Raw genomic sequence first — 20,808 nt, 5'->3', positions numbered from 1 at the left:
ATCATGCGCTCCGGCCTCCGGCGCGGGCTGCTCGGCCCGCAAGGCGTCGTGACCGTCCTCGGGACGCTCGCGCTCGTGCTCGTCATCGTGATCGCGCCGCACGTGTGGGGGGACGCCGCCACCACGACGTCGGTGGCCGATCGGCTCGACGGGCCCAGCGCCGCCCATCCGTTCGGCACCGACGACCTGGGCCGCGACGTTCTCGCCCGCGTGCTCGTCGCGGCCCGGCTGTCGGTGCTGCTGGCGCTCGGATCGACCGTCATCGCGGTGCTGGGCGGGGTCGTCCTCGGTGTCGTCGCGACGGTGCTCCCCCGCCCGCTGCGCCGGCTGGTGAGCGCGCTCATCGACATCCTGCTGTCGTTCCCGTGGCTGCTGCTGGCGCTGTTCTTCTCGGTGATCTGGGGCGCGAACGCGATCGGCGCCATGCTCGCGGTGGGCTTCGCCGGCGTGCCCTCCATCGCGCGGCTGACGTACACGCTGGCGTCCTCCGTGGCCGACCGCGACTACGTGCGCGCGGCCCGGATCGCCGGGGTGGGCCGCGCGGGCGTCGTCGTCCGCCACGTGATCCCGAACATCCTGCCGCCGCTGCTGGTCAGCACGGCCGCGCACGCCTCGGCGGCGCTGCTGTCCTTCGCCGGGCTGTCGTTCCTGGGCCTGGGCGTGCAGGCCCCGGACTTCGACTGGGGGCGGCTGCTGCGCGAGGGCATCGCGCGGATCTACGTCAATCCGATGGCCGCGCTCGGCCCCGGCATCGCGATCGTCCTGACCGGGCTGGTGCTCAACGCCATCGGGTCGCTGACGGGCGAGACGGCCTCGCGGACGCCGCGTCGGCCCGCCGGGCGGCGGGCCCGCCCCGCCAAGCGCGCGAGCGCGGGCGAGCGGCCGGAGCCGGCGGCGGTCGTCGAGGTCGAGGACCTGCGGGTGAGCTTCCCCGACGCGGAGGGACGGCTCGTCGAGCGCGTGCGCGGGGTCGGCTTCTCCATCCGGCCGGGCGAGACGGTCGGGATCGTGGGCGCCTCGGGGTCGGGCAAGTCCGTCACGGCGATGGCGGTCGCGGGCCTCCTCGGCGCCGAGGCGCACGTCAGCGCGGCCGCCGTGCGCTTCCAGGGCATCGACATGACCTCCGCGCCGACCGCCGCGGAACGGAGCAGGCTCGGCCTGGAACTGGCCGTGGTCTTCCAGGACCCGCTCACCTCGCTCAATCCGTCCCTCACCGTCGGGCGGCAGCTCACGGAGGTGAGCGAGGTGCACGAGCGCGTCCCCCGGGCGCGGGCGAGGAGCCGCGCCCGCCAGGTGCTGGAGTCCGTCGGGATCGCCGAGCCGCATCGGCGCGCCCGCCAGTACCCGCACCAGCTCTCCGGCGGCATGCGGCAACGGGCCATGATCGGCATGGGGCTCATGGGCCGTCCGCGCCTCGTCATCGCGGACGAGCCGACGACCGCGCTCGACGTGACGGTCCAGCGTCAGGTGCTGCGCGTGCTGCACGAGGCGCGCCGGCGGACCGGGAGCGCCATCCTGTTCATCTCCCATGACATCGCCCTGGTGAGCGGCTTTTGCGACCGGGTCCTGGTCATGAAGGACGGGGAGATCGTCGAGGAGCTGGAGGCGGCGCGGCTGGACGAGGCGCGGCATCCGTACACCCGCGCCCTCATCGCGTGCGTGCCGCACATGACGACCGATCGTTCCCGCCCGCTGCCCGTCATCGGCGACCTCGCCGAGCCCGACCGGCAGGACGTCGCGGAGGAGGCACGAGCGTGAGCACTCTGGAATACGCGAACGTGTCGGTGCGCTACGGGCACGGCGCCGGCGCCCACCTGGCCGTCCAGGACGTGGATCTCACCGTGCGCTCGGGCCGGGTGCACGGCCTGGTCGGCGAGTCCGGCTCGGGCAAGTCCACCCTCGCCGCCGCGGCGGTGGGCCTGGTACGCCCCGCCGCCGGCACGATCCGCCTGGACGGCGTGGACATCGTCGGGTCCTCCGCGTCCGTGCGCGCCACCCGCCGCCGCGTACAGATGATCTTCCAGGACCCCTTCTCCGCGCTGGACCCGAGGATGCCGATCGGAGAGTCGATCGCGGAGGGCATGCGCGCCACGGGACGCCGCCCGGCACGGGCGGAGAGGACCCGCAGGGTGAAGGAACTGCTGGAGCTCGTGCACATCGACCCGGCGCGGGCGGGGGAACCGCCCGGGGCCTTCTCCGGCGGGCAGTGCCAGCGCGTCACGATCGCCCGTGCGCTCGCCGCGGAGCCGGACGTCGTCATCGCCGACGAGATCACCTCCGCGCTGGACGTCTCGGTGCAGGGCGTCGTGCTCAACCTGCTGCGCGAGCTGCAGGCCGAGCTGAAGCTGACCATCCTGTTCATCTCGCACAACCTCGCCGTGGTGCGCTACATGTGCGACACGGTGAGCGTCATGCGCCAGGGGCGGATCGTCGAGTCCGGCGCCACCGAGAGCGTGCTTTCGGCCCCGAGCCACCCCTACACCCGCGAGCTGCTGGCCGCCGTGCCGGTGATGGGAGAGCGCTTCGACTGGGAGAAGGCCACATGACGTGGGGTGAGGAGGCGGAAGCGTGCCTGACGACGAGCGAGAGGTCTGCGCGCGGTCGGCGGCGCTGCGCGCCGTCATCGGCGCGGTCGTGGACGACGTCGGCGTCAGCCCCCGCGAGCTGAGCGCGGCCCTGGACGCCCTGGGGGTCCCGGCCGCGCACCAGGAGTCCGTGCGCGACCACGTCCACCGGGCGCGCGGCGAGCACGCGCGGCTGCGCCGCCGCGAGCACGAACTGGGCGCGCTGTTCTCCAGCGCCCGCGAGCTGGCCGAGGCGCGGGACGGGCGGCTGCTGCTGGAACGCCTCGTGCGGCGGGCGCACGAGATCCTCGGCTGCGACGTGACGTACCTGTCGGAGTTCGACCAGCAGACCCGCGAGCTGCACGTCCGTACGACCATCGGCGCCTACAGCGCCGAGTTCCGCAGTCTGCGCGTGCCGGCGAGGTGCGGGCTGGCCGGCGAGATCGCCGAGGCCCGCATGGCGCGGTGGGTGCCGCGCTACGACGAGTACCTGGCCGACCGGCGCGTCGCGGACATCGACCGGGCCGTGGAGATGGAGGGCATCGTCTCCATTCTGGGCGTGCCGATGCTCTCGGGCGACGACGTCCTCGGCGTGCTGTTCGTCGCCACCCGGGAGGAGTGCGCGTTCACGCCGGAGCAGATCGCGCTGCTGTCGGCGCTGGCCGACCACGCCTCCGTCGTCCTGCAGACCGCGCGCACCCTGCGCGACCTGCAACGCTCGGAGCAGGAGGCCCGCCGGGCGCTCGACCGGCTCACCGGGCACCTTGCCGAGCGGGACCGCTCCAACCTGGTCCATCAGGAGATCGTCCAGGTCGTGCTGAACGGCGGTGGGTTCGGCCAGCTCGTGCGGACCCTCTCCTCGGCCCTGGGCCGGGGCGTGACCGTCGTGGACGCCGAGGACCGCGTCATCGCCTCCTCGGAGCCGACGGCGCCGGGAACCCGCGCGGCGATCTCGCCGCGGGTCCGCGCCGCCGTCCGGGCCGGCTCGGCGTCGGGGCACTGCCAGGTGCTCGGCGACGACCACGAGGTGGGCGCGGTGGCCGCGATGCGGGCGGGCGGCCGGCACTTCGGGGCGCTGCTGTTCGGGCCGGGCGGCTTCGAGCTGGGCCCCGTGGACCGGCGCACGATCGAGCGCGCCGCCCAGGTGTGCTCGCTGCTGGAACTCCAGCAGCAGGCCGTCGCGAACGCCGAGGGGCGGATGCTCACCGATCTCGTCGCCGACATCCTCGACGCCCGGCCCGGCCGCCGCGACGACCTGGAAGGCCGCGCGCGCGACGACCTGGAACGCCGCGCGCGCGACGACCTGGAACGCCGCGCGCGCGGCATGGGCGTCGCGCTCTCCCGCCTCGACACGGTGCAGGTCTACGTCGTCGCGGACGATCGGCGGGCCCACGCCCTTACGGCGGCGCGGCAGCGCGTCGGCGGCGCCGGGCTGGTGGGCCTGAGCCACGGCGCCGTGGTGGCGCTGGTGGACTCACGCCGCGGCGTCGGCGCGCACGCCGTCAGGGAGCACATCGGCCGGTGCGCCGGCGGGCCCGTGCTCGCGGTGGTCCCGCCGCGCGGCGACTCGCCCGACGACCTCGCGCGGCGCTTCACGATCGCGCTGCGCACGATCCGCCTGCTTGAGGTGATCGGCGTGGACGACGAGGTGGTGGGGACGGAGGAGTACCTGCCCTACGCCAGCGTGTTCGACGCCGACGCCGCATCGCTGACGTCGTTCGTCACCGGGCTGATCGGCCCCGTCGTGGACTACGACGCGGAGCGGGGGACGGAGCTGGTCGCCACGCTGCGGGCGTTCGTGCGCTGCAACGCCAGCCCCACCAGGACCGCCCGCGCGCTCGGCTTCCACACCAACACCATCCTGCAACGGCTCGACCGCCTGGACGCCCTGCTCGGCCCCGGCTGGCGGGAGGACGACCGCTTCTTCCGAATCTCGCTGGCCGTGCGCCTGCACGAGATGCTGACCTCCGGGGTGCGCGGATGAACGGCACACCACGCCGCCCCCGGGATGGTCGGATCGCACATGGTCCCGCCCTGCCAGCGCGGCTTACGTTGACGAAACCAGCGGCGTCGCGCGGCGGTCGGGCCCGCGACGCCTCCTTCACACGACGAGGAGCATCGGTGGCTGTCAACAGTCGGATCTCCGGCCTCAAGGACAGGAGCGTGGCCGAGCGGCGCGCCCTGGTGGCGGACGGCGCGGGCGTGGACGCCGCGGCGCTGACGGCGCTCGACGCCGGCGGCCTGACCGTGGAGCAGGCCGACCACATGATCGAGAACGTCGTCGGCACGATCGCCATCCCGCTGGGCGTGGCGACCAACATGACCGTGAACGGCCGCGACTACCTCGTCCCGATGGCGACGGAGGAGGCGTCCGTCGTGGCCGCCGCGAGCAACGCCGCGCGGATCGCCCGCGTGCACGGCGGGTTCCACGCCTCCGGCACCGGGCCCGTCATGATCGCCCAGATCCAGTTGCTGGGCGCGGTGGACCCGCACGGGGCGCGCGCCCGCGTCCTTGAGGCCCGCCAGGAGGTCCTGGACCTGGCCAACGCGCAGGACCCCGTGCTCACCCGCCTCGGCGGCGGCGCGCGCGAGCTGACCGCCCGCGTCCTGGAGACCCGCGACGGCACGCAGGTGATCGTCCACCTGCACGTCGACGTGCGCGACGCCATGGGCGCCAACGCCGTCAACACGATGGCGGAGGCGGTCGCGCCGGTGCTCGCCGAGCGCGCCGGGGCGCGGTCGCTGCTGCGCATCCTGAGCAACAAGGCCGACACCCGGCTGGTGCGGGCGCGGGCGGTGTTCGACGCCGAGCTGCTCGGCGGCCCCCGGGTCGTGGACGACATCGTCTCCGCGTCGGCGTTCGCGGAGGCCGACCCGTACCGCGCCGCGACCCACAACAAGGGCATCATGAACGGCATCAGCGCCGTCGTGCTCGCCACCGGCAACGACACCCGCGCCGTCGAGGCGGGCTGCCACTCGCACGCCGCCCGCGACGGCCGCTACACCGCCCTGTCGCGCTTCGAGAAGGACCGCGACGGCAACCTCACCGGCACCCTGGAGGTGCCGATGCCGGTCGGCCTGGTCGGCGGGGCCACGCGCGCGCACCCCGCGGCGCAGACGGCGATCCGGATCCTGGGCGTCACCTCCGCGACCGAGCTCGCCGAGGTCATCGTGTCGGTGGGGCTCGCGCAGAACCTCGCCGCGTGCCGCGCGCTCGCCGCCGAGGGCATCCAGCACGGCCACATGCGGCTGCACGCCCGCACCGTCGCGGCCAGCGCGGGCGCCTCCCCCGAGGAGGTGCGGGACGTCGCGGAACGGCTCGTCAAGGACGGCAGGATCCAGGTGGAGTACGCCCGCGAGGTGCTGGAGTCGCTGCGGAGCGGGGACCGTTGAGCACGCCGGCCCGCTGGCGGCCCGAGCCGATCGTGGAGCGGATCGAGACGGCGCCGGACCGGGTGCGCGTCTACGAGGTCGCGCCGCGTGACGGCCTGCAGGCGGAGGCGGCGATCGTACCGACCAGGACCAAGATCGAGCTGGTCCAGCGGATCGCCGCGGCCGGGCTGCGCGACATCGAGGTGACGAGCTTCGTGCCGGCGTCGTGGATACCGCAGATGACCGACGCCGCCGACGTGCTGGCGGGGCTCGGCGGCCTGGACGGCGTCCGCACGGTGTCGCTGGTGCCCAACGCGCGCGGCCTGGAGCGCGCCCTCGCCGCCGGGGCGGGCCACATCGCCGTGCTGGTGAGCGCGACGGAGAGCTTCGCCCGCGCCAACCTCAACGCCGGCCGCGAGGCGGCGCTCGCCACGGCGACGGCTGTGGCGAGCGCGGCCCGCGGGCACGGGCTCGGCGTGCGCGGCTACGTCTCGATGGCGTTCGGCGACCCGTGGGAGGGACCGGTGGACCGGGGCGTGGTGGCCGACATGGCGGCCTCGCTGTTCGAGGCGGGGTGCACGACCGTCGCGCTCGGCGACACCATCGGCGTCACCACCCCGGGCCACATCCACAAGACGGTGCGCGCCGTCGCCGCCCGGGGCGTGGCCGAGGACGCCGTCGCGCTGCACCTGCACGACACCTACGGGCAGGCGCTCGCCAACGTCGTCGCGGGCCTGGACGCGGGCGTGCGCGAGTTCGACTCCTCGGTCGGCGCGCTGGGGCGCTGCCCCTACGCGCGCGGCGCGACCGGGAACCTGGCCACCGAGGACCTGGTGTGGCTGCTGCACGGGATAGGCATCGCGACCGGCGTCGATCTCGACGCCCTGGTCGGCGTGTCGCGGTGGATCGGCGCCCGTACGGGCCGGGCCGACCTCCGCTCCCGTGTCGCCACCGCCCTCGTCGCCGCCGAGGCGGCGGGACACTGACCAACGACGGGAGACGAGACGACGATGACCGCTGAGACACTTCCGGGGCTTCCGCTGCGGCCGGGCGCGCTGGCCGGGGTCGTGGTGCTCGACCTGTCCCGCGTCCTGGCCGGGCCCTACTGCGGGCAGATCCTGGCCGACTTCGGCGCCACCGTCATCAAGGTGGAGAATCCACGCGACCCGGACGTCACGCGTGGCTTCCCGCCGTACGTGCGGGCGGGCGAGCGCGAGCTGAGCGGCTACTACGCCCAGTACAACCGGGGCAAGCTGACCATCACGCTCGACCTGGCCACCGACGAGGGGCGCACGGCCCTGGGCGACCTCGTCGCCAGGGCGGACATCCTGATCGAGAACTTCCGGCCGGGCACCATGGACAAGCTCGGCGTCGGCTACGAGACTCTGGCGGAGATCAACCCGCGCCTGGTCTACACCGCGATCTCCGGGTACGGGCAGACGGGCTCGCGCAGCCGGCGTCCCGCCTTCGACAGCACCGCGCAGGCCGCCGGGGGCCTGTGGTCGATGAACGGCGCCCCGGACGGCCCGCCGGTGCGGGTCGGCACCGTGCTGGGCGACCTCGCCGCCACCCTGTTCGCGGTCACGGGGACACTGCTGGCGCTGCGCCACGCCGAGCGCACGGGGCAGGGGCAGCTCGTGGACGTCGCCCAGGTGGACAGCGTCATCGCGCTCACCGAGAACGCGGTCGTCAACTACACCGTGGACGGCGAGGTGGCGCGGCACACCGGCAACAAGCACCCGTGGGTGCGGCCCTACGAGCTGTTCCCGTGCGCGGACGGGCACGTGTTCTTCGGCGCCTACACCGACAAGTTCTGGCGCCTGGCCTGCGAGCTGTTCGGCGAGCCGGAGCTGGCCGCCGACCCCGAGATCGACACGATGCGCAAGCGCTTCGACGAGGGCGTCTACGAGCGCCGCGTCCGGCCCGTCATCGCGCGCTGGCTGGCCGGCCGCACCGGCGAGGAGCTGGAGCGGATGGCGAGCGACGTGCTGCCCCTCACCATCATCAAATCGATCAAGGACGTGGTCGAGGACCCCGGGACCGCGGAACGCGAGATGGTGGTGAGCGTGGAGCACCCCGGCTTCGGGCCGGTGCGCATGTTCGGCCAGCCCATCAAGCTCAGCGCCACGCCCGCCGACGTCGGCCGCCCGGCCGGGGATCTCGGCGAGCACACCGAGGTGGTGCTCCGGGCCCTGGCCGGATACGGCGCGGACCGGATCGCCGCGCTGCGCGCCGCGGGCGCGATCTGAGGCGCGGACATGACGAACGCGAACGAGCTGCTGCTGCGCGACGCCCGCCGCTACGGCGGCGACCGCCGCCACGATGTCCACGTGCGCGGCGGGCGGGTCGTCCGCATCGCGCCCGCGGGCGAGCTGTCCGTCCCCGGCGCGGAACAGGTCGCCCTCGACGGCCGCTTCCTCGGGCCCGGTCTGTGGGACGAGCACGTCCACTTCACCCAGTGGGTGATCCGGCGCCGGCGTATCGACCTGTCGGGCGCGGCCAGCGCGGCCGAGACCGTCGAACTCGTACGCGCCGCGCTCGCCCGAGCGCCCCTGCCTCCCGGAGGCGTCCTGACCGGCTTCGGGTTCCGCGACGGGCTCTGGCACGACGCGCCCACCCTCCGCGCGCTCGACGAGGCCGCCCCCGACGTCCCCGTCGTGCTCGTCAGCGGCGACCTGCACTGCGGCTGGGTCAACTCACGCGCCGCCGCCAGGATCGGGGTGCCGGTGGACGAGTCCGGCGTGCTGCGCGAGGCGGAGTGGATCGGCTCCTCCGCCCTGGTCGAGGACGTCTCCCTGACCGCCGCCGACTACCGGGACGCGGCCCTCGCCGCGGCCCGGCGCGGGGTCGTCGGCGTCGTGGAGTTCGAGAACGCCGACAACGTGAACGCCTGGCCCGAGCGGGTCGCCGCCGGGGTGACGGAGCTGCGCGTCGAGGCGTCCATCTGGCCCGGCCGGCTGGACGAGGCCCTGGCGCGGGGGCTGCGCACCGGCGTGCCGCTCGACCCGGACGGGCTGGTGACGGCCGGCCGGCTGAAGATCGTCACGGACGGCTCGCTGAACACCCGCACCGCGCTGTGCTGGGAGCCGTACCCCGGGCTCGACCCGAGCCTCCCGCACGCGTGCGGCGTCGCGAACGTCACCCTGGACGAGCTGTACGACCTGCTCGGCCGGGCCCACCGGGGCGGGATCGGCGCCGCCGTGCACGCCATCGGCGACCGTGCGAACACCCAGGTCATCGACGCCTTCGAACGGCTGGGCATCTCCGGCGTCATCGAGCACGCGCAGCTCGTGCGCGAGGACGACTTCCCCAGGTTCGCCCGGCTCGGCCTGGTGGCGAGCGTCCAGCCCGAGCACGCGATGGACGACCGCGACGTGGCCGACCGGTACTGGGCCGGGCGGACGCAGCGCGCCTTCGCCTTCGCCTCGCTGCACGCGGCGGGCGCGGTCCTGCGGCTCGGTTCCGACGCCCCGGTCGCGCCGCTCGACCCGTGGCAGGGCATCGCGTCCGCGATCAGCCGCAGCCGCGGCGAGCGTCCGGCCTGGCATCCCGAGCAGTGCCTGCCGCGCGACGTGACGCTCGCCGCCGCGTCCCGCGGGCGCGTGGGCGTCGCCGAGGGCGACCCCGCCGACCTGGTGATCCTCGACCGCGATCCCGTCACCGCCGGCCGCGACGAGCTGCGCGAGATGCCCGTCGCGGGCACCCTGCTCGCCGGCCGCTGGACCTGGAGGGCCCTGTGACCGGCACCACGACCCGTACCGACACCATCCGCCTGTGGCCCGCGCGGGCCTACCGCGACACCTTCGCCCCGGACGCTCCGGCACCGGTAGAGGGGGCGGAGCTCCCGCCGGGGTGGCACGGGCTGTACTTCCTGCCCGACCTCGGGCTCGACGCGCTGCGCCCCGACGGCACCCCGGCCCGCGACGGCGTCGTCCCCGGCATCGACCTGCCGCGCCGCCTGTTCGCCGGGGAGGAGATGACCTTCCACCGCCCGATCCGGTACGGCGACACGCTCGACCTCACCGTCAGCCTGGACCGGATGGAGGACAAGCACGGCCGCAGCGGCAGGCTCGTGTTCGTCACGATCGCCAAGACGTTCGGGCCGGTCGGCGACCCGGCGGTGACGGTGCGGCAGCACGACGTCTTCCTCGGCCCCGCCGACCCCGCCCGCCCGGCCCGCCCCCAGCCCGGCCCGGACGGCCACGCCTGGGAGCAGCCGCTCGACCTGGGCCCGATCCACCTGTTCCGCTATTCGGCGCTGACCTACAACAGCCACCTCATCCACTACAACGACCCCTGGGCGCGCGAGGTGGAAGGGCAGCCCGGCCTGCTCGTGCACGGGCCGCTCACCAGCATGCTCCTGCTCGACTTCGCCGTGCGCCGCAGCGGGGGCCGCACCCCGGCGGCGTACTCGATGCGCGCGGTCGCGCCCGTCTACCTCGGCGCCCCGGTGCGGCTCGCCGGGCGGCCCGAGCCCGGCGGGGCGCGGCTGTGGGTCCTGGACGAGTCGGGCGGCGTGCTCGTCAGCGCGGACGTCCGGTTCAGCCGTTGACGGCGGCAGGAGAACGAACCGCCCGGCGAGGACCCGACCCGCGAAGACGGGGCTGACGGCTAGCAGCGGCGGGCGTTGCGGGTGACGGCCGCGACGACGTCCGCCCAGAACTCGCGGGGCAGGTCGTGCCCCATGCCGGGATACAGGTGCAGCCCGGCCCCCTCGATCGCCGTGGCCATGTCCACGGCCGCCCGCCAGTGCAGCACCGCGTCGTCCCGCCCATGCATGATCACCGTCGGCAGGGTCACCTCCCGCAGCCGCTCCAGCCGATCCCGCGCCCGCAGCAGCGCGGCCCACTGTCTCGGCAGCCCGTCGGGCGCGTACCCGCGGTCGTAGGCGATCCCGGCCGCCTCGCGCACCCACGCCTCGTCCCAGGGGCGGCCGGCCACGGCGTAGTGCCGCTGCACGGCGACGCTCGCCTCGATCGCCTCCTCCCGCGACAGGCGCGGCTGCACCACCGACAGCGCGGGCGTCGGGTCGTCGAGCAGGTAGGCCGGGTCCTGCCCCGGGATCGTGGCCAGCATGGCCAGGCTCAGCAGCCGCCGCGGGTGGTCGAGCGCGAGGACCTGCCCGATCATGCCGCCCATGGAATGGCCCAGCAGGTGGGCCCGCTCGACGCCGAGCGCGTCCAGGACGCACAGCACGTCCCCGGCCATGTCGGTCAGCTCGTAGCCGCCGTCGAGATCCTCCGGCCCGCCGCACCTGCCCGACCTGCCGACGTCCCTGTGGTCCAGCCGGATGACGCGGAACCCCTCGGCCACGAGCAGGGCGCAGAACTCCTTCCGCCACGCGATGAGCTGGGCCCCGAACCCCTGCACCAGGACGAGCGGCGCCCCGGACGGATCACCGGCCGTCTCGTAGTAGATCTCGACGCTCTGGGACACCGCGTACGGCATGAAGGCCCTCCTCGGGAAAGCGCGGACGCCTCCCAGGCTGACGCCGGGCCGGGCGGCACGCCACGGGGCGATCACACATCCGATCCGGGGCCGGGTGGGCGATGACCCCACACCGCGGGGCTGCTAGGAGGAGGCGGCGACGTCGCGGATGGCGGCGATGACGAGGTCCGGCCGGGCGGCGTGCACGTAGTGGTCGGTGGTGGGCGCGACCAGGAGGCGGCCGCGGGTGGAGAGCGCGGCCAGGCGTTGCGCCGGGGCCGAGGGCCCGCCGGAGGGGATGATGACCACCACCGGGCGGTCGGCCCACGCCCCGGGGCGGACGGTGCGGCGCACCTGGGCGGCGGTGCCGGCGGCGGCCCAGAACGTAGGCGCACACCCGCATGGTGCCCGGCAGCCCGCGCCGCACCGCCTCCCAGCTCGCGCCCGACTCCCCCAGCCCCGCCTCCAGGACCACCGTGGGCCGCCCGGCGCCGGTGCAGTGCAGGTGCAGCAGGTGCCCGCCCACGTCCACCAGCCGTCCAGGGGGTGGGAAGCGGGCCGCGTCGCCCCGCCCGGCCAGTGACTCGTACCCCGCGCCCGCCGCGCCCGCCACCAGGAGCGCGCCCGCGCCCCAGGCCAAACCCCGGCGCACCCGCCGGCCCCATCGCAACCGTCCAGATCTCACGAATCGCAAATGTACGGCCGTGACCTGGGCGTTTCCTCGTCCTGCCGAGCAAAGGCGGCCTGGGAGCACGGGAGGATACGGCGCGGCCGGTACTACCGCGAGCGCGGTACGCCGCTCGGCCGGATCGGCGATTTCGTGAGGCGGCGCAGCACCAGCAGCCCGCCGATGCCCGGCAGCAGCGCCAGTGCCTTGGCCTTTCCGTCGCACTCCCCGTCCCGGGCCACGACCAGCACGACGAGCAGGTACGCGCACCCGTGCAACGGCCCCATCAGCGAGGAGATCTGTTGCAGGTGCACCGTGGCCAGATTCGCCAAGAGCACGATCAGCGACACCAGCTCGGCCGCCGCCGCGATCCGCAGTGTCCGGCGCATCGCTCACGCCCCCGTCGTCGAGCCGGGGCGTACGATCATCAAAACGGTGACCACGGCCCACAGCACGTTGAAAACGCCGGTGACCATCGCCAGCCGCGCCGTCGCGGCGCGGTCCACCGCGGCCGCCGCGGAGCCGGTGACGGCGGCCAGGAGCGCGTCCTGCCGGGGCAGCACCAGCAGGATCAGCACGGCCGCCGCGAGCGCGGTGAGGATCATCGAGGCGATCAGCCAGGCGTCGCCGAGCACCCCCATGCTGGTGGCGGTGGCCAGCCCGAACGCCGGCACGGCCACCCCGACGGCGGCGTAGACGCGGCAGATGCGGTGCAGGGTGCGCACGGTCGCCACCCCGGCGGCGCCCTTCTCGGCGGCGCCGCGGGCGGCGGCGGGGAACATGCTGGCCGCGACCGTGACCGGGCCGATCGCGACGATGGCGGCCAGCACGTGGATGGAGAGCAGGAGCTTGGACATGACCGGACGCGGTACTCCTCCGTGTGGTGATCTCAGGGCCCCTCGACGCTAGGGAACCGGCCACCCGTCCGCACAGTGGCCGGAACGCCAAAAACCCACGAGTTCTCGCCAACGGCGCTGAGCAGCGGTGGCGTTCATCACAGCGGGTCCGTCGGGCGGCGGGAACCCGTCTATGGTGGCCCTCATGCACACGGTGGCGGTCCTGGCTCTGGACGATGTGATAGCCCTCGATCTGGCCACCCCGATCGGGGTGTTCGGCCGCGCCCGGCTGCCCGACGGGCGCGGCGCGTACCGGGTGCGGGTGTGCGGGCCCAGGCCGGAGGTGCGCGGCGAGGCGTTCGGCCTGCGGGTGCCCCACGGGCTGGAGGCGCTCGCCGACGCCGACACGATCGTCGTGCCGGGCTGCGCGTACGGCGCGCCCCCGCCTCCCCCCGAGGTGCTGGAGGCGCTGCGCGTGGCGGCCGGGCGGGGCACGCGGATCGCCTCGATCTGCGTGGGCGCGTTCGTGCTGGCCGCCGCCGGCCTGCTGGACGGGCTGGCGGCGACCACCCACTGGATCGCGGCCGAGACCCTGGCCAAGCGGTTCCCGCTGGTGGAGGTGCGCCCCGACGTCCTGTACGTCGACAACGGCCAGTTCCTGACCTCGGCGGGCGCCGCGGCCGGGCTGGACCTGTGCCTGCACATGGTCCGCCGCGACCACGGCTCGGCGGTGGCCGCCGACGCGGCCCGGCTGTCGGTCATGGCGCTGGAGCGCGAGGGCGGGCAGGCCCAGTTCATCGTGCACGAGCAGCCGCCCGTGCCGCGCGGGTCGGCTCTGGAGCCGGTGCTGGCCTGGATCGAGGACAACCTCGGCCGTGACATCACCCTGGCCGACATGGCGGCCCAGTGCGGCATGAGCGAGCGGACCTTCAGCCGGCGCTTCCGCGAGCAGACCGGCACGACCCCGCTGCAGTGGCTGCTGCGCGCCCGGGTACGGCGGGCGCAGTACCTGCTGGAGAACACCGACCACGGCGTGGAGCGCATCGCCGGCCAGGCCGGCTTCGGCTCCCCGACCGCCTTCCGCGAACGGTTCAAGCGCGTGGTCGGCACCACGCCCCAGGCGTACCGGGCCTCCTTCGGCGCCCGCCCCCGGGCGCGGGCCGGCTAGGGCTCCCGCAGCTCGGGCAGGACCCGGGAGCCGAGGAGTTCCACGCCGCGCTCGATGCTCAGCCCGTACGGGGCGCCGAACTCGACGCGGTGCGCGCCCGCCTCGGCCAGCCGCCGCGCCTGGGCGGCCACCTGCGCGGGCGTGCCGGAGAAGGCGAACAGGTCCAGCAGGTCGTCCGGGATCAGCGCGCCGGCGCCGTCGTGGTCGCCCGCCTCCACGCGGACCTTCAGCTCCTCGATCAGCTCGGCGGGCACGGCCACGGTCGGCTCCAGGCCGCCGACGACGGCCAGGTACATCGCCACCTCGCGGCGGGCGGTGCGGCGGGCCAGCGCGCCGTCCTCGTCCACGACGGTCACCGCGCCCACAACCACGCCCACGTCGCCGGGCGCGCGGCCCGCGGCGGCCAGGCCGGGGGCCAGCCGCTCGCGCATGAGCCGCACCATCGCGGGGTTGGCGGTGCCGCCGATCTTCACCTCGTGCGCGATCCGGGCCGCCATGGCCGAGGTCAGCGGGCCCCAGGTGCCGATCAGCAGCGGCGGGTCGGGGCGGTGCGGGCGGTAGCGCAGCCGTACGCCCGGCTTGAGGCGGAACACCTCGCCCTCGAAGCCGGCGCCGTCGTCGGCCAGCAGCGCGTAGACGAACCCGGCGGCCTCCCGCAGGTACGTCACCGGCCGCGGCTGCTCGATGCCGACGTCGCCCAGCCAGCTGCCTCGGGCCAGCCCCAGGTACGCCCGCCCGCCGGAGGCGGCGTCGAGCGCGGCGAGCTGGCCGGCGATCTCGTAGGGGTGCGTGGTGTAGGGGTTCCAGCAGGCCGCGCCGAGCCGGATGCGGCCGGTCGCCTCGGCCATGCGCAGCAGCGCCGGCAGCGGCGGCTGGAACATCAGGTCGCCGAAGACGCTGAGCACGTCGAAGCCGAGCCCCTCGGCCTGCGCGGCCAGGCGGGCGTACCCGGCCGGGTCGAGGTTGGTCTGCACGCCCAGTCCGGCCTGGACGCTCACGTGAGGTCCCCGGAGTTCAGGGTGACGCGGCGGGTGCGTTCGATGCGCATGATCAGGCGTTCCTCCGGGTCGGGGCAGGCGATCAGGTTGTCACGTTCCAGCCAGTCGCGCGGCGGCAGGTCGCGCTGCTTGGCGGGCAGCAGCGGCAGCGCGGCCTGCAGGGCGTACACGCAGAAGTGCCGGCCCTCCGGCACGCGCAGCTCGCAACTGTTGGTCAGCTCGAAGTGGTCGCCGACGCGCATGCCGCACACCGACCGCCCTTCGATGCGCTCGACGCTCACGCGCAGGTCCCACAGGCTCATGTCGCCGCTCGCGGTCTCGGGTGTCTCGCCCATCAGGCGCCCTTTCTCTCTGGTGTCGGCACTCGCGCATCCAGCCAGCACGCCACCCGCCCGCCGGGGCCGGCGGTGAGGGGCGGCTCCTCGGCGCAGCGGTCGAAGGCGTGCGGGCAGCGGGCCCGGAACCGGCAGCCGGACTCGGGCCGGGTCACCTCGCCGGGCAGGACCTTGGGCAGCCCCGCGCCCGGCTCCGCGCGCGGGATGGCCTCGATCAGCGCCCGCGTGTACGGGTGCCGCGGCTCCCGCCACAGCCGCCGCGTGGGGGCGGACTCGACGATCGCGCCCAGGTACATCACCGCGGTCTCGTCGGCCAGGCGGTGCACCAGGGCCAGGTCGTGCGAGATGAACAGCATGCCCACGCCCAGCTCGCGCACCAGTTGCGACAGTACCCCGACCACCTGGGCCTGGGAGGAGACGTCGAGCGCGGTGACCGGCTCGTCCGCGATGATCATCTTGGGGTTCGCGGCCAGGGCGCGGGCGATGGCGATGCGCTGGAGCTGGCCGCCGGAGAACTGGCCGGGGTAGCGTCCGGCCGCGCTCTCGGGCAGGCCGACGCGTTCGAGCTGGTGCAGGGCGTGCTCGCGGCGCCCGGCCGGGGGCAGGTCCGGGGGCACGCCGTCCAGGAGCTGGCTCAGGATCGTCCGGCGCGGGTTGAGCGAGGAGTACGGGTTCTGGAACACCATCTGCAGCCCGACCTCGGCGCGGGGGCGCCGGCGCCACCCGAGCGGGGTGAGCGGCCTGCCCCCGAAGCGCACCTGGCCCGCCGCCGGCGCGGCCAGGCCGGCGGCGACCCGCGCCAGGGAGGACTTGCCGCATCCCGACTCGCCCACCAGGCCGACGATCTGGCCGGGGGCGACGCTCAGCGAGACGCCGTCCACCGCGCGCACGCGGCCCCGGCCGCGGTCGCGGTACTCCACGGCCACCTCGGCCACCTCGAGCAGGGCGCCGCTCATCGTGCTCCTCCCGTGCCGTGCACCAGGCAGGCCGAGCCGCGCCGCCCGTCCCGCTCCCCGTCGTCGTAGGCCAGCACCGGCGCGCTCTTCTCGCACCGGTCCTCCCGGTCGGGGCAGCGCGGCGCGAAGGGGCAGCCGGGCGGTGCCTCGGCCGCGTTGACCGGGCGCCCGGCGATGGGCCGCATCACCGCCCCGTCCTCCGCGCGCGCCTCCAGCAGGGCCCGGGTGTAGGGGTGGCGGGGAGCGCGGAGCAGGCCGGCGGTGGGCCCGGTCTCCACGATCCGCCCGGCGTAGTAGACGTACGTGCGCGAGGCCAGCGCCGCCAGCACGCCCAGGTCGTGGGTCACGAACAGCACCCCGAGGCCCATCTCGGCGCGCAGCGACTCAAGCAGGGCCAGGATGCCGGCCTGCACGGTGACGTCCAGCGCGGTGGTCGGCTCGTCGGCGATCAGCAGCCTGGGCCGGGCCGCGAGCGCGCTCGCGATGGCGATGCGCTGCAACTGCCCGCCGGAGAACTGGTGCGGGTAGGCGCGCAGCACCTTCGCCGCGTTCGGGATGCGCACCTGGTCCAGCAGCTCCACCGCCCGCTTGGCGGCCTCGCGGCGGGAGACGCCCAGGTGGGCGCGCATGTGCTCGGTGAGCTGGCGGCCGATGCTGAGCATCGGGTGCAGGGCGGCCGTGGGGTCCTGGAAGACCATCGCGATGCCGGCGCCGCGCACCCGCTGCCGGCCGCGCCGGTCCAGCGTGCTCAGGTCGCGGCCCTGGAACAGCATCGTGCCGGAGACCTCGGCCCCGCGCGGGAGCAGGCCGAGCAGCGCGCGGGCGGTCATGCTCTTGCCCGAGCCGCTCTCCCCCGCGATGCCGACGATCTCCCCGGCCGAGGCCGAGAGGGTCACGTCGGTCAGGATCGGCACCGGGCCGCGCGGCCCGCGCAGGGTGACGGCGAGCCGCTCGACGCGCAGCAGCTCGGCCGGCGGGCTGGTGTCTGGGGTGGTCGGCATGTCAGCGGTGTCCCACGTCGAAGCGGTCGCGGATGGCGTCGCCCAGGATGTTGCAGGCCAGGACGACGGTGAGGATGGCGAGCCCGGGGAAGACGCTGACCCACCACTTGCTGATGTCCGCGGCGCCCAGGGCGATCATGGCGCCCCACTCCGCGGCGGGCGGGCGCGGCCCGAGCCCGAGGAAGGACAGCCCGGCCAGCAGCAGCACCGCGTTGCCCAGCTCCAGCGTGGCCAGCACCACGGCGGGGCCGACGCTGTTGGGCACCACGTCGCGGCGCAGCACGGTGATCGGGCCCACTCCGAGCATGCGGGCGATGCCGAGGTAGTTCTCGCCGCGGATGCCGAGCACGGCGCCGCGGATCACCCGGGCGTACACCGGCCAGGAGACGATGACCAGCGCGAGCACGGCGTTGGCGGGGCTGGGCCCGAAGGCGGCGGTCACCGCCATGGCCAGGATGATCTGCGGGAAGGCGAACACCAGGTCGGTCAGGCGCATGATCACCTCGTCCACGGCCCGGCCGACGTAGCCGGCGATCAGCCCGAGCAGCCCGCCGAGCAGCAGGGCCAGCACCACCACGGCCAGAGCGAGCGGGATGGACAGGCGGGCGCCGTGGACGACCCGGCTGAGCACGTCGCGGCCCAGCTCGTCGGTGCCGAACCAGTGCGCGGCCGAGGGCGGGGCGTAGGTGTCGGCGCTCTGCGCCAGCGGGTCGTACGGGCTGACGACCCCGGCCAGCACCGCCAGCAGCAGCCAGGCGCCCAGCACGGACAGGGCGATCAGTACCAGCGGGCGCCTCATGTGAGCCTGATCCTCGGGTCGGCCACGCCGTACAGCAGGTCCACCGCCAGGTTGACCACGATGTACACCGCGGCGACGAACAGGCACACGCCCAGGATCGCCGGGCGGTCCAGGGCGCTGGCGCTGGCGTAGGCGTACTCGCCGACGCCGGGCCAGGAGAAGACGCTCTCCACCAGCACCGTGCCGGCCAGCATCGAGGCGAAGGCGAGGCTGGTCATGGTGATGATCTGCACCAGGCCGGCGCGCAGCAGGTGGCGCAGCAGCACGGTGCGCGCGGGCAGCCCCTTGGCGTAGGCGGCGGCGATGTAGTCCTTGCGCAGCACCTCCAGGATCGCCGAGCGGACGAACCGGACCAGCGTGGCGGTGGTGACGACGCTGAGCACGAGCACCGGCAGGGCGATGTGCTGCACGGCGTCCCAGGCCACGTCGAGCTGCCCGGCCAGCAGCGCGTCCAGGCTGTACATGCCGGTCACGCGCGGCGGCGGGGAGAACTGCGGGCTGAGCCGGCCGCCGTTGGGCGAGACGCCGAGCACGTAGAAGAACAGGTACAGCGCCAGCACCGACAGCCAGAACTGCGGGGTGGACAGCCCGAGCAGCGCGCCCACGCGTACGGCCTGGTCGCCGGCGCGGCCCTGGCGCAGCGCGGCGTACATGCCGATCGCGGTGCCCAGGACCACCGACAGCACGATCGCCGGCAGCACCAGCTCGATCGTGGCCGGGACGTGGTCCAGCAGGTCGGCCAGCACCGGGCGGCCGGTCTGCTGGGAGGTGCCCAGGTCGCCCTGGAGCAGGTTGCCCAGGTAGGCGAGGTACTGCATGGGCAGCGGCCGGTCCAGGCCCCACTTGGCGCGGAAGGCGGCCACGGCGGCCGGGTCGCCCAGGGCCTGGTCGGACAGGTTGGCCGCCACCGGGTCGCCGGGCACGGCCTGCACCAGGGCGAACCCGACCAGGGTCGAGCCCAGCAGCAGGCCGGCGGCGATGGCCAGCCGCCGCAGCACGTAGCGCAGCAGCGCGGATCGAAGCACCGCGGATCGATGCAGCACGGATCGATGCAGCACGGATCGAAGCAGCACGGCGCCTACTTCTTCACGCCCACGGCGGCCAGGTCCACGGTCCAGCCGGCCGGGGTGTACTCGGCGCCGGTGACGGCCGGCGAGCCGACGACGGTGCCGGAGTTGCTGGCCAGCAGCAGGTACGGCGAGTCGGTGTTCATGGCGCGCTGCCACTTCACCGCGGCCTCGTTGCGGGCGGCGTCGGTGGTGGCCGCCAGGAACTCCTTCGCGGCGGCCCCGGCCTCCTCGGCGCCGTAGCCCTTGCTCCAGTTCATGCGCTCGGCGTTGACGCCGCCGGGGGACATGACCTTCACGATCGACTCGGCGCGGGGGTAGGACAGCGACTGCGGGGTCATGCCCATCGGGGCCTTGCCGCCGCGGTAGCGCTCCAGGAACGCGGTGAGCGGCAGCGGGGTCAGTTCGATGTCGATGCCGGCCGCGGCGGCGTCGCCCTGCACCTTGGTGGCCACGGTGCCCAGGTCCACGCCCCGGTAGGTGATGGCCGGGTAGATGAACTCGACGCTGGGGTCGTTCAGCCCGGCCTCGGCGAGCAGCCGCTTGGCCTTCTCCACGTCGCGCTTGAGCTCCTCGCCCTCGCCGAGGGCGCCGGGGTAGGCGGGCGCGACCAGGCCGCGCGCGGTGCCGCCGCCCCTGCCGAACAGGGCCGCGAGCCCGGGGTAGTCGATCGCGGCGCGCATGGCCTGGGCGAACTTGGGGTTGGAGGAGACCTTGGAGACCGCGGGGTCGGTGTTGAGGAAGGCGAAGTAGACGGTGTCCTGCTTCTGCGAGATCGACAGGGTCTCGGGCAGGCCGTCCAGGAACTTGCCGGACAGGTCGAGCGCGATCTCGGCGTCGGTGGCGCGGGTCATGGTGAGCTTCTGGTTCTGCACGTCCATGTTGCGGATCACGACGCGGCTGTAGGCGGGCTTGGTGCCCCAGTACTTGTCGTTGGCCTTCAGCACGATCTCCGAGCCGGGGGTGTTGCGCTCCAGGACGTACGGCCCGCTGCCTGCGGCGGCCTGGTCGAGGTACTGCTGCGCCTTGTCGGCGGTGGCGGCGTCCTCGCCGTCGGTCGCGCCGTGCTGGGTGACCAGCTTGCGGTTGAGGATGCCGGAGGCCGGCATGGCCATCAGCACCGGCACGGTGGGGTTGGGCTCCTCGGAGGTGATCACGACCGTGCGCGCGTCCTTGGCGGTCGCCTCCAGGCCGGAGAAGAAGGAGGCCGAGCTGCCCTTGAGGTTCTGCAGCCGGTTGAGGGAGAACACGACGTCCTCGGCGGTGACCGGGGTGCCGTCGGCGAAGGTGGCGCCCTGGCGCAGGGTGAAGGTGAAGGTCTTGGCGTCGTCGGAGGCGGTGTAGGACTCGGCCAGGTTCGGCTTGGGCTCCTCCACGTCGGTGCCGGTGAAGGTGAGCAGCGAGTCGTACATGGCGTGCAGCGCGACGTAGCCGGTCTGCTCGTAGGCGCGGCCGGGGTCGAGGGTCTTGTAGACGAAGGAGGTGTTGACGATGAGGGTGGACGTCGAGGAGCCTGAGCTGCCGTTGCGGCCCGCCGTGCACGCGGTGGCGGCTACGGCCAGCGTGGCGGCCAGCAGGACCCGGACGGCGGCGGGGGTGGTGGAGCGAAGCGTCATGG

Annotated in this window: 20 protein-coding genes; 9 read left to right on the top strand and 11 right to left on the bottom strand. The window is 74.5% G+C overall.

All coding sequences use genetic code 11. From position 1 onward, the window contains the following. The first annotated feature begins 3 nt into the window (after positions 1 to 3). The 8 genes from HNP84_RS32585 (at position 4) to HNP84_RS32550 (ending at position 10,488) form a co-directional block, all read left to right on the top strand. Positions 4 to 1,758 (top strand): dipeptide/oligopeptide/nickel ABC transporter permease/ATP-binding protein, encoded by a 1,755-nt coding sequence (locus HNP84_RS32585; RefSeq protein ID WP_185053793.1) that lies wholly within the window; start codon positions 4 to 6, stop codon positions 1,756 to 1,758. Then, a complete protein-coding gene (locus HNP84_RS32580; RefSeq protein ID WP_185053792.1) occupies positions 1,755 to 2,546 on the top strand; it encodes an ABC transporter ATP-binding protein in 792 nt (263 codons plus the stop codon). The genes HNP84_RS32585 and HNP84_RS32580 overlap by 4 nt, the downstream gene beginning before the upstream one ends. Positions 2,547 to 2,568: 22 nt before the next feature. After that, entirely contained in the window at positions 2,569 to 4,548 is a 1,980-nt protein-coding gene (locus HNP84_RS32575) for a helix-turn-helix domain-containing protein (protein WP_221337047.1), read from the top strand. A gap of 137 nt (positions 4,549 to 4,685) precedes the next feature. Beyond that, positions 4,686 to 5,957, top strand: coding sequence for a hydroxymethylglutaryl-CoA reductase, degradative (locus HNP84_RS32570; RefSeq protein ID WP_185053791.1), 1,272 nt, complete (start codon positions 4,686 to 4,688; stop codon positions 5,955 to 5,957). Further along, positions 5,954 to 6,922 carry a hydroxymethylglutaryl-CoA lyase gene (locus tag HNP84_RS32565; RefSeq protein ID WP_221337045.1) on the top strand — a complete coding sequence of 323 codons (969 nt, stop codon included), beginning with the start codon at positions 5,954 to 5,956 and terminating at the stop codon, positions 6,920 to 6,922. The genes HNP84_RS32570 and HNP84_RS32565 overlap by 4 nt, the downstream gene beginning before the upstream one ends. Before the next feature lie 24 nt (positions 6,923 to 6,946). Next, entirely contained in the window at positions 6,947 to 8,185 is a 1,239-nt protein-coding gene (locus HNP84_RS32560; protein ID WP_185053790.1) for a CaiB/BaiF CoA transferase family protein, read from the top strand. A 9-nt stretch (positions 8,186 to 8,194) separates the two neighbouring features. After that, positions 8,195 to 9,676, top strand: a complete 1,482-nt coding sequence (locus HNP84_RS32555) for an amidohydrolase (protein WP_185053789.1) — start codon at positions 8,195 to 8,197, stop codon at positions 9,674 to 9,676. Beyond that, a complete protein-coding gene (locus tag HNP84_RS32550) occupies positions 9,673 to 10,488 on the top strand; it encodes an FAS1-like dehydratase domain-containing protein (RefSeq protein WP_185053788.1) in 816 nt (271 codons plus the stop codon). The genes HNP84_RS32555 and HNP84_RS32550 overlap by 4 nt, the downstream gene beginning before the upstream one ends. 59 nt (positions 10,489 to 10,547) lie before the next feature. Here HNP84_RS32550 and HNP84_RS32545 read toward each other — a convergent pair whose 3' ends face one another. The 4 genes from HNP84_RS32545 to HNP84_RS32530 all read right to left on the bottom strand — a co-directional run bounded on the left by HNP84_RS32545 (position 10,548) and on the right by HNP84_RS32530 (position 12,887). Then, positions 10,548 to 11,384, bottom strand: a complete 837-nt coding sequence (locus HNP84_RS32545; RefSeq protein WP_185053787.1) for an alpha/beta fold hydrolase — start codon at positions 11,382 to 11,384, stop codon at positions 10,548 to 10,550. A 123-nt stretch (positions 11,385 to 11,507) separates the two neighbouring features. Further along, a complete protein-coding gene (locus HNP84_RS32540) occupies positions 11,508 to 11,717 on the bottom strand; it encodes a hypothetical protein (RefSeq protein WP_185053786.1) in 210 nt (69 codons plus the stop codon). A gap of 423 nt (positions 11,718 to 12,140) precedes the next feature. Beyond that, complete coding sequence (locus tag HNP84_RS32535) at positions 12,141 to 12,419, bottom strand: DUF3817 domain-containing protein (protein ID WP_185053785.1); 279 nt, start codon at positions 12,417 to 12,419, stop codon at positions 12,141 to 12,143. 3 nt (positions 12,420 to 12,422) lie between these two features. Continuing rightward, entirely contained in the window at positions 12,423 to 12,887 is a 465-nt protein-coding gene (locus tag HNP84_RS32530) for a DUF2269 family protein (RefSeq protein ID WP_185053784.1), read from the bottom strand. A 184-nt stretch (positions 12,888 to 13,071) separates the two neighbouring features. On the opposite strand from HNP84_RS32530, the gene HNP84_RS32525 reads away from it, so the two are divergent. Beyond that, positions 13,072 to 14,034 carry a GlxA family transcriptional regulator gene (locus tag HNP84_RS32525; protein WP_185053783.1) on the top strand — a complete coding sequence of 321 codons (963 nt, stop codon included), beginning with the start codon at positions 13,072 to 13,074 and terminating at the stop codon, positions 14,032 to 14,034. Here the strand turns inward: HNP84_RS32525 and HNP84_RS32520 are convergent. The 7 genes from HNP84_RS32520 to HNP84_RS32490 are packed head-to-tail and all read right to left on the bottom strand — an operon-like array spanning position 14,031 to position 20,806. Next, complete coding sequence (locus HNP84_RS32520) at positions 14,031 to 15,032, bottom strand: LLM class flavin-dependent oxidoreductase (protein WP_185053782.1); 1,002 nt, start codon at positions 15,030 to 15,032, stop codon at positions 14,031 to 14,033. The two genes, HNP84_RS32525 and HNP84_RS32520, sit on opposite strands and share 4 nt — an antisense overlap. Next, positions 15,029 to 15,367 carry a TIGR04076 family protein gene (locus HNP84_RS32515; RefSeq protein ID WP_185053781.1) on the bottom strand — a complete coding sequence of 113 codons (339 nt, stop codon included), beginning with the start codon at positions 15,365 to 15,367 and terminating at the stop codon, positions 15,029 to 15,031. The genes HNP84_RS32520 and HNP84_RS32515 overlap by 4 nt, the downstream gene beginning before the upstream one ends. Then, positions 15,367 to 16,323: an ABC transporter ATP-binding protein gene (locus tag HNP84_RS32510; protein ID WP_185053780.1), complete on the bottom strand. Its 957-nt coding sequence runs from the start codon at positions 16,321 to 16,323 to the stop codon at positions 15,367 to 15,369. The genes HNP84_RS32515 and HNP84_RS32510 overlap by 1 nt, the downstream gene beginning before the upstream one ends. Next, positions 16,320 to 17,324, bottom strand: coding sequence for an ABC transporter ATP-binding protein (locus HNP84_RS32505; protein WP_185053779.1), 1,005 nt, complete (start codon positions 17,322 to 17,324; stop codon positions 16,320 to 16,322). Before HNP84_RS32505 ends, HNP84_RS32510 begins: the two co-directional genes overlap by 4 nt. 1 nt (position 17,325) lies before the next feature. Then, on the bottom strand, positions 17,326 to 18,123 hold the full coding sequence (locus tag HNP84_RS32500) for an ABC transporter permease (protein ID WP_185053778.1): 798 nt from the start codon (positions 18,121 to 18,123) through the stop codon (positions 17,326 to 17,328). After that, entirely contained in the window at positions 18,120 to 19,196 is a 1,077-nt protein-coding gene (locus HNP84_RS32495) for an ABC transporter permease (protein WP_312926295.1), read from the bottom strand. Before HNP84_RS32495 ends, HNP84_RS32500 begins: the two co-directional genes overlap by 4 nt. Before the next feature lie 5 nt (positions 19,197 to 19,201). Beyond that, positions 19,202 to 20,806 carry an ABC transporter substrate-binding protein gene (locus HNP84_RS32490; protein ID WP_185053777.1) on the bottom strand — a complete coding sequence of 535 codons (1,605 nt, stop codon included), beginning with the start codon at positions 20,804 to 20,806 and terminating at the stop codon, positions 19,202 to 19,204. Between the last annotated feature and the right edge of the window lie 2 nt (positions 20,807 to 20,808).

The sequence above is a fragment of the Thermocatellispora tengchongensis genome (genome assembly GCF_014202315.1).
GTDB lineage: Bacteria > Actinomycetota > Actinomycetes > Streptosporangiales > Streptosporangiaceae > Thermocatellispora > Thermocatellispora tengchongensis.
Note: the sequence above shows the minus strand (reverse complement) of the source record. Positions and strands in the feature narration are given on the sequence as shown.

What these genes read in the sequence shown, in the direction of transcription:
- HNP84_RS32585 (WP_185053793.1), top strand. Translation starts at nt 4, where the DNA reads ATGCGCTCCGGCCTCCGGCGCGGGCTGCTCGGCCCGCAAGGCGTCGTG.
- HNP84_RS32560 (WP_185053790.1), top strand. Translation starts at nt 6,947, where the DNA reads ATGACCGCTGAGACACTTCCGGGGCTTCCGCTGCGGCCGGGCGCGCTG.
- HNP84_RS32555 (WP_185053789.1), top strand. Translation starts at nt 8,195, where the DNA reads ATGACGAACGCGAACGAGCTGCTGCTGCGCGACGCCCGCCGCTACGGC.
- HNP84_RS32545 (WP_185053787.1), bottom strand. Translation starts at nt 11,384, where the DNA reads ATGCCGTACGCGGTGTCCCAGAGCGTCGAGATCTACTACGAGACGGCC.
- HNP84_RS32535 (WP_185053785.1), bottom strand. Translation starts at nt 12,419, where the DNA reads ATGCGCCGGACACTGCGGATCGCGGCGGCGGCCGAGCTGGTGTCGCTG.
- HNP84_RS32530 (WP_185053784.1), bottom strand. Translation starts at nt 12,887, where the DNA reads ATGTCCAAGCTCCTGCTCTCCATCCACGTGCTGGCCGCCATCGTCGCG.
- HNP84_RS32525 (WP_185053783.1), top strand. Translation starts at nt 13,072, where the DNA reads ATGCACACGGTGGCGGTCCTGGCTCTGGACGATGTGATAGCCCTCGAT.
- HNP84_RS32515 (WP_185053781.1), bottom strand. Translation starts at nt 15,367, where the DNA reads ATGGGCGAGACACCCGAGACCGCGAGCGGCGACATGAGCCTGTGGGAC.
- HNP84_RS32510 (WP_185053780.1), bottom strand. Translation starts at nt 16,323, where the DNA reads ATGAGCGGCGCCCTGCTCGAGGTGGCCGAGGTGGCCGTGGAGTACCGC.
- HNP84_RS32505 (WP_185053779.1), bottom strand. Translation starts at nt 17,324, where the DNA reads ATGCCGACCACCCCAGACACCAGCCCGCCGGCCGAGCTGCTGCGCGTC.
- HNP84_RS32500 (WP_185053778.1), bottom strand. Translation starts at nt 18,123, where the DNA reads ATGAGGCGCCCGCTGGTACTGATCGCCCTGTCCGTGCTGGGCGCCTGG.
- HNP84_RS32490 (WP_185053777.1), bottom strand. Translation starts at nt 20,806, where the DNA reads ATGACGCTTCGCTCCACCACCCCCGCCGCCGTCCGGGTCCTGCTGGCC.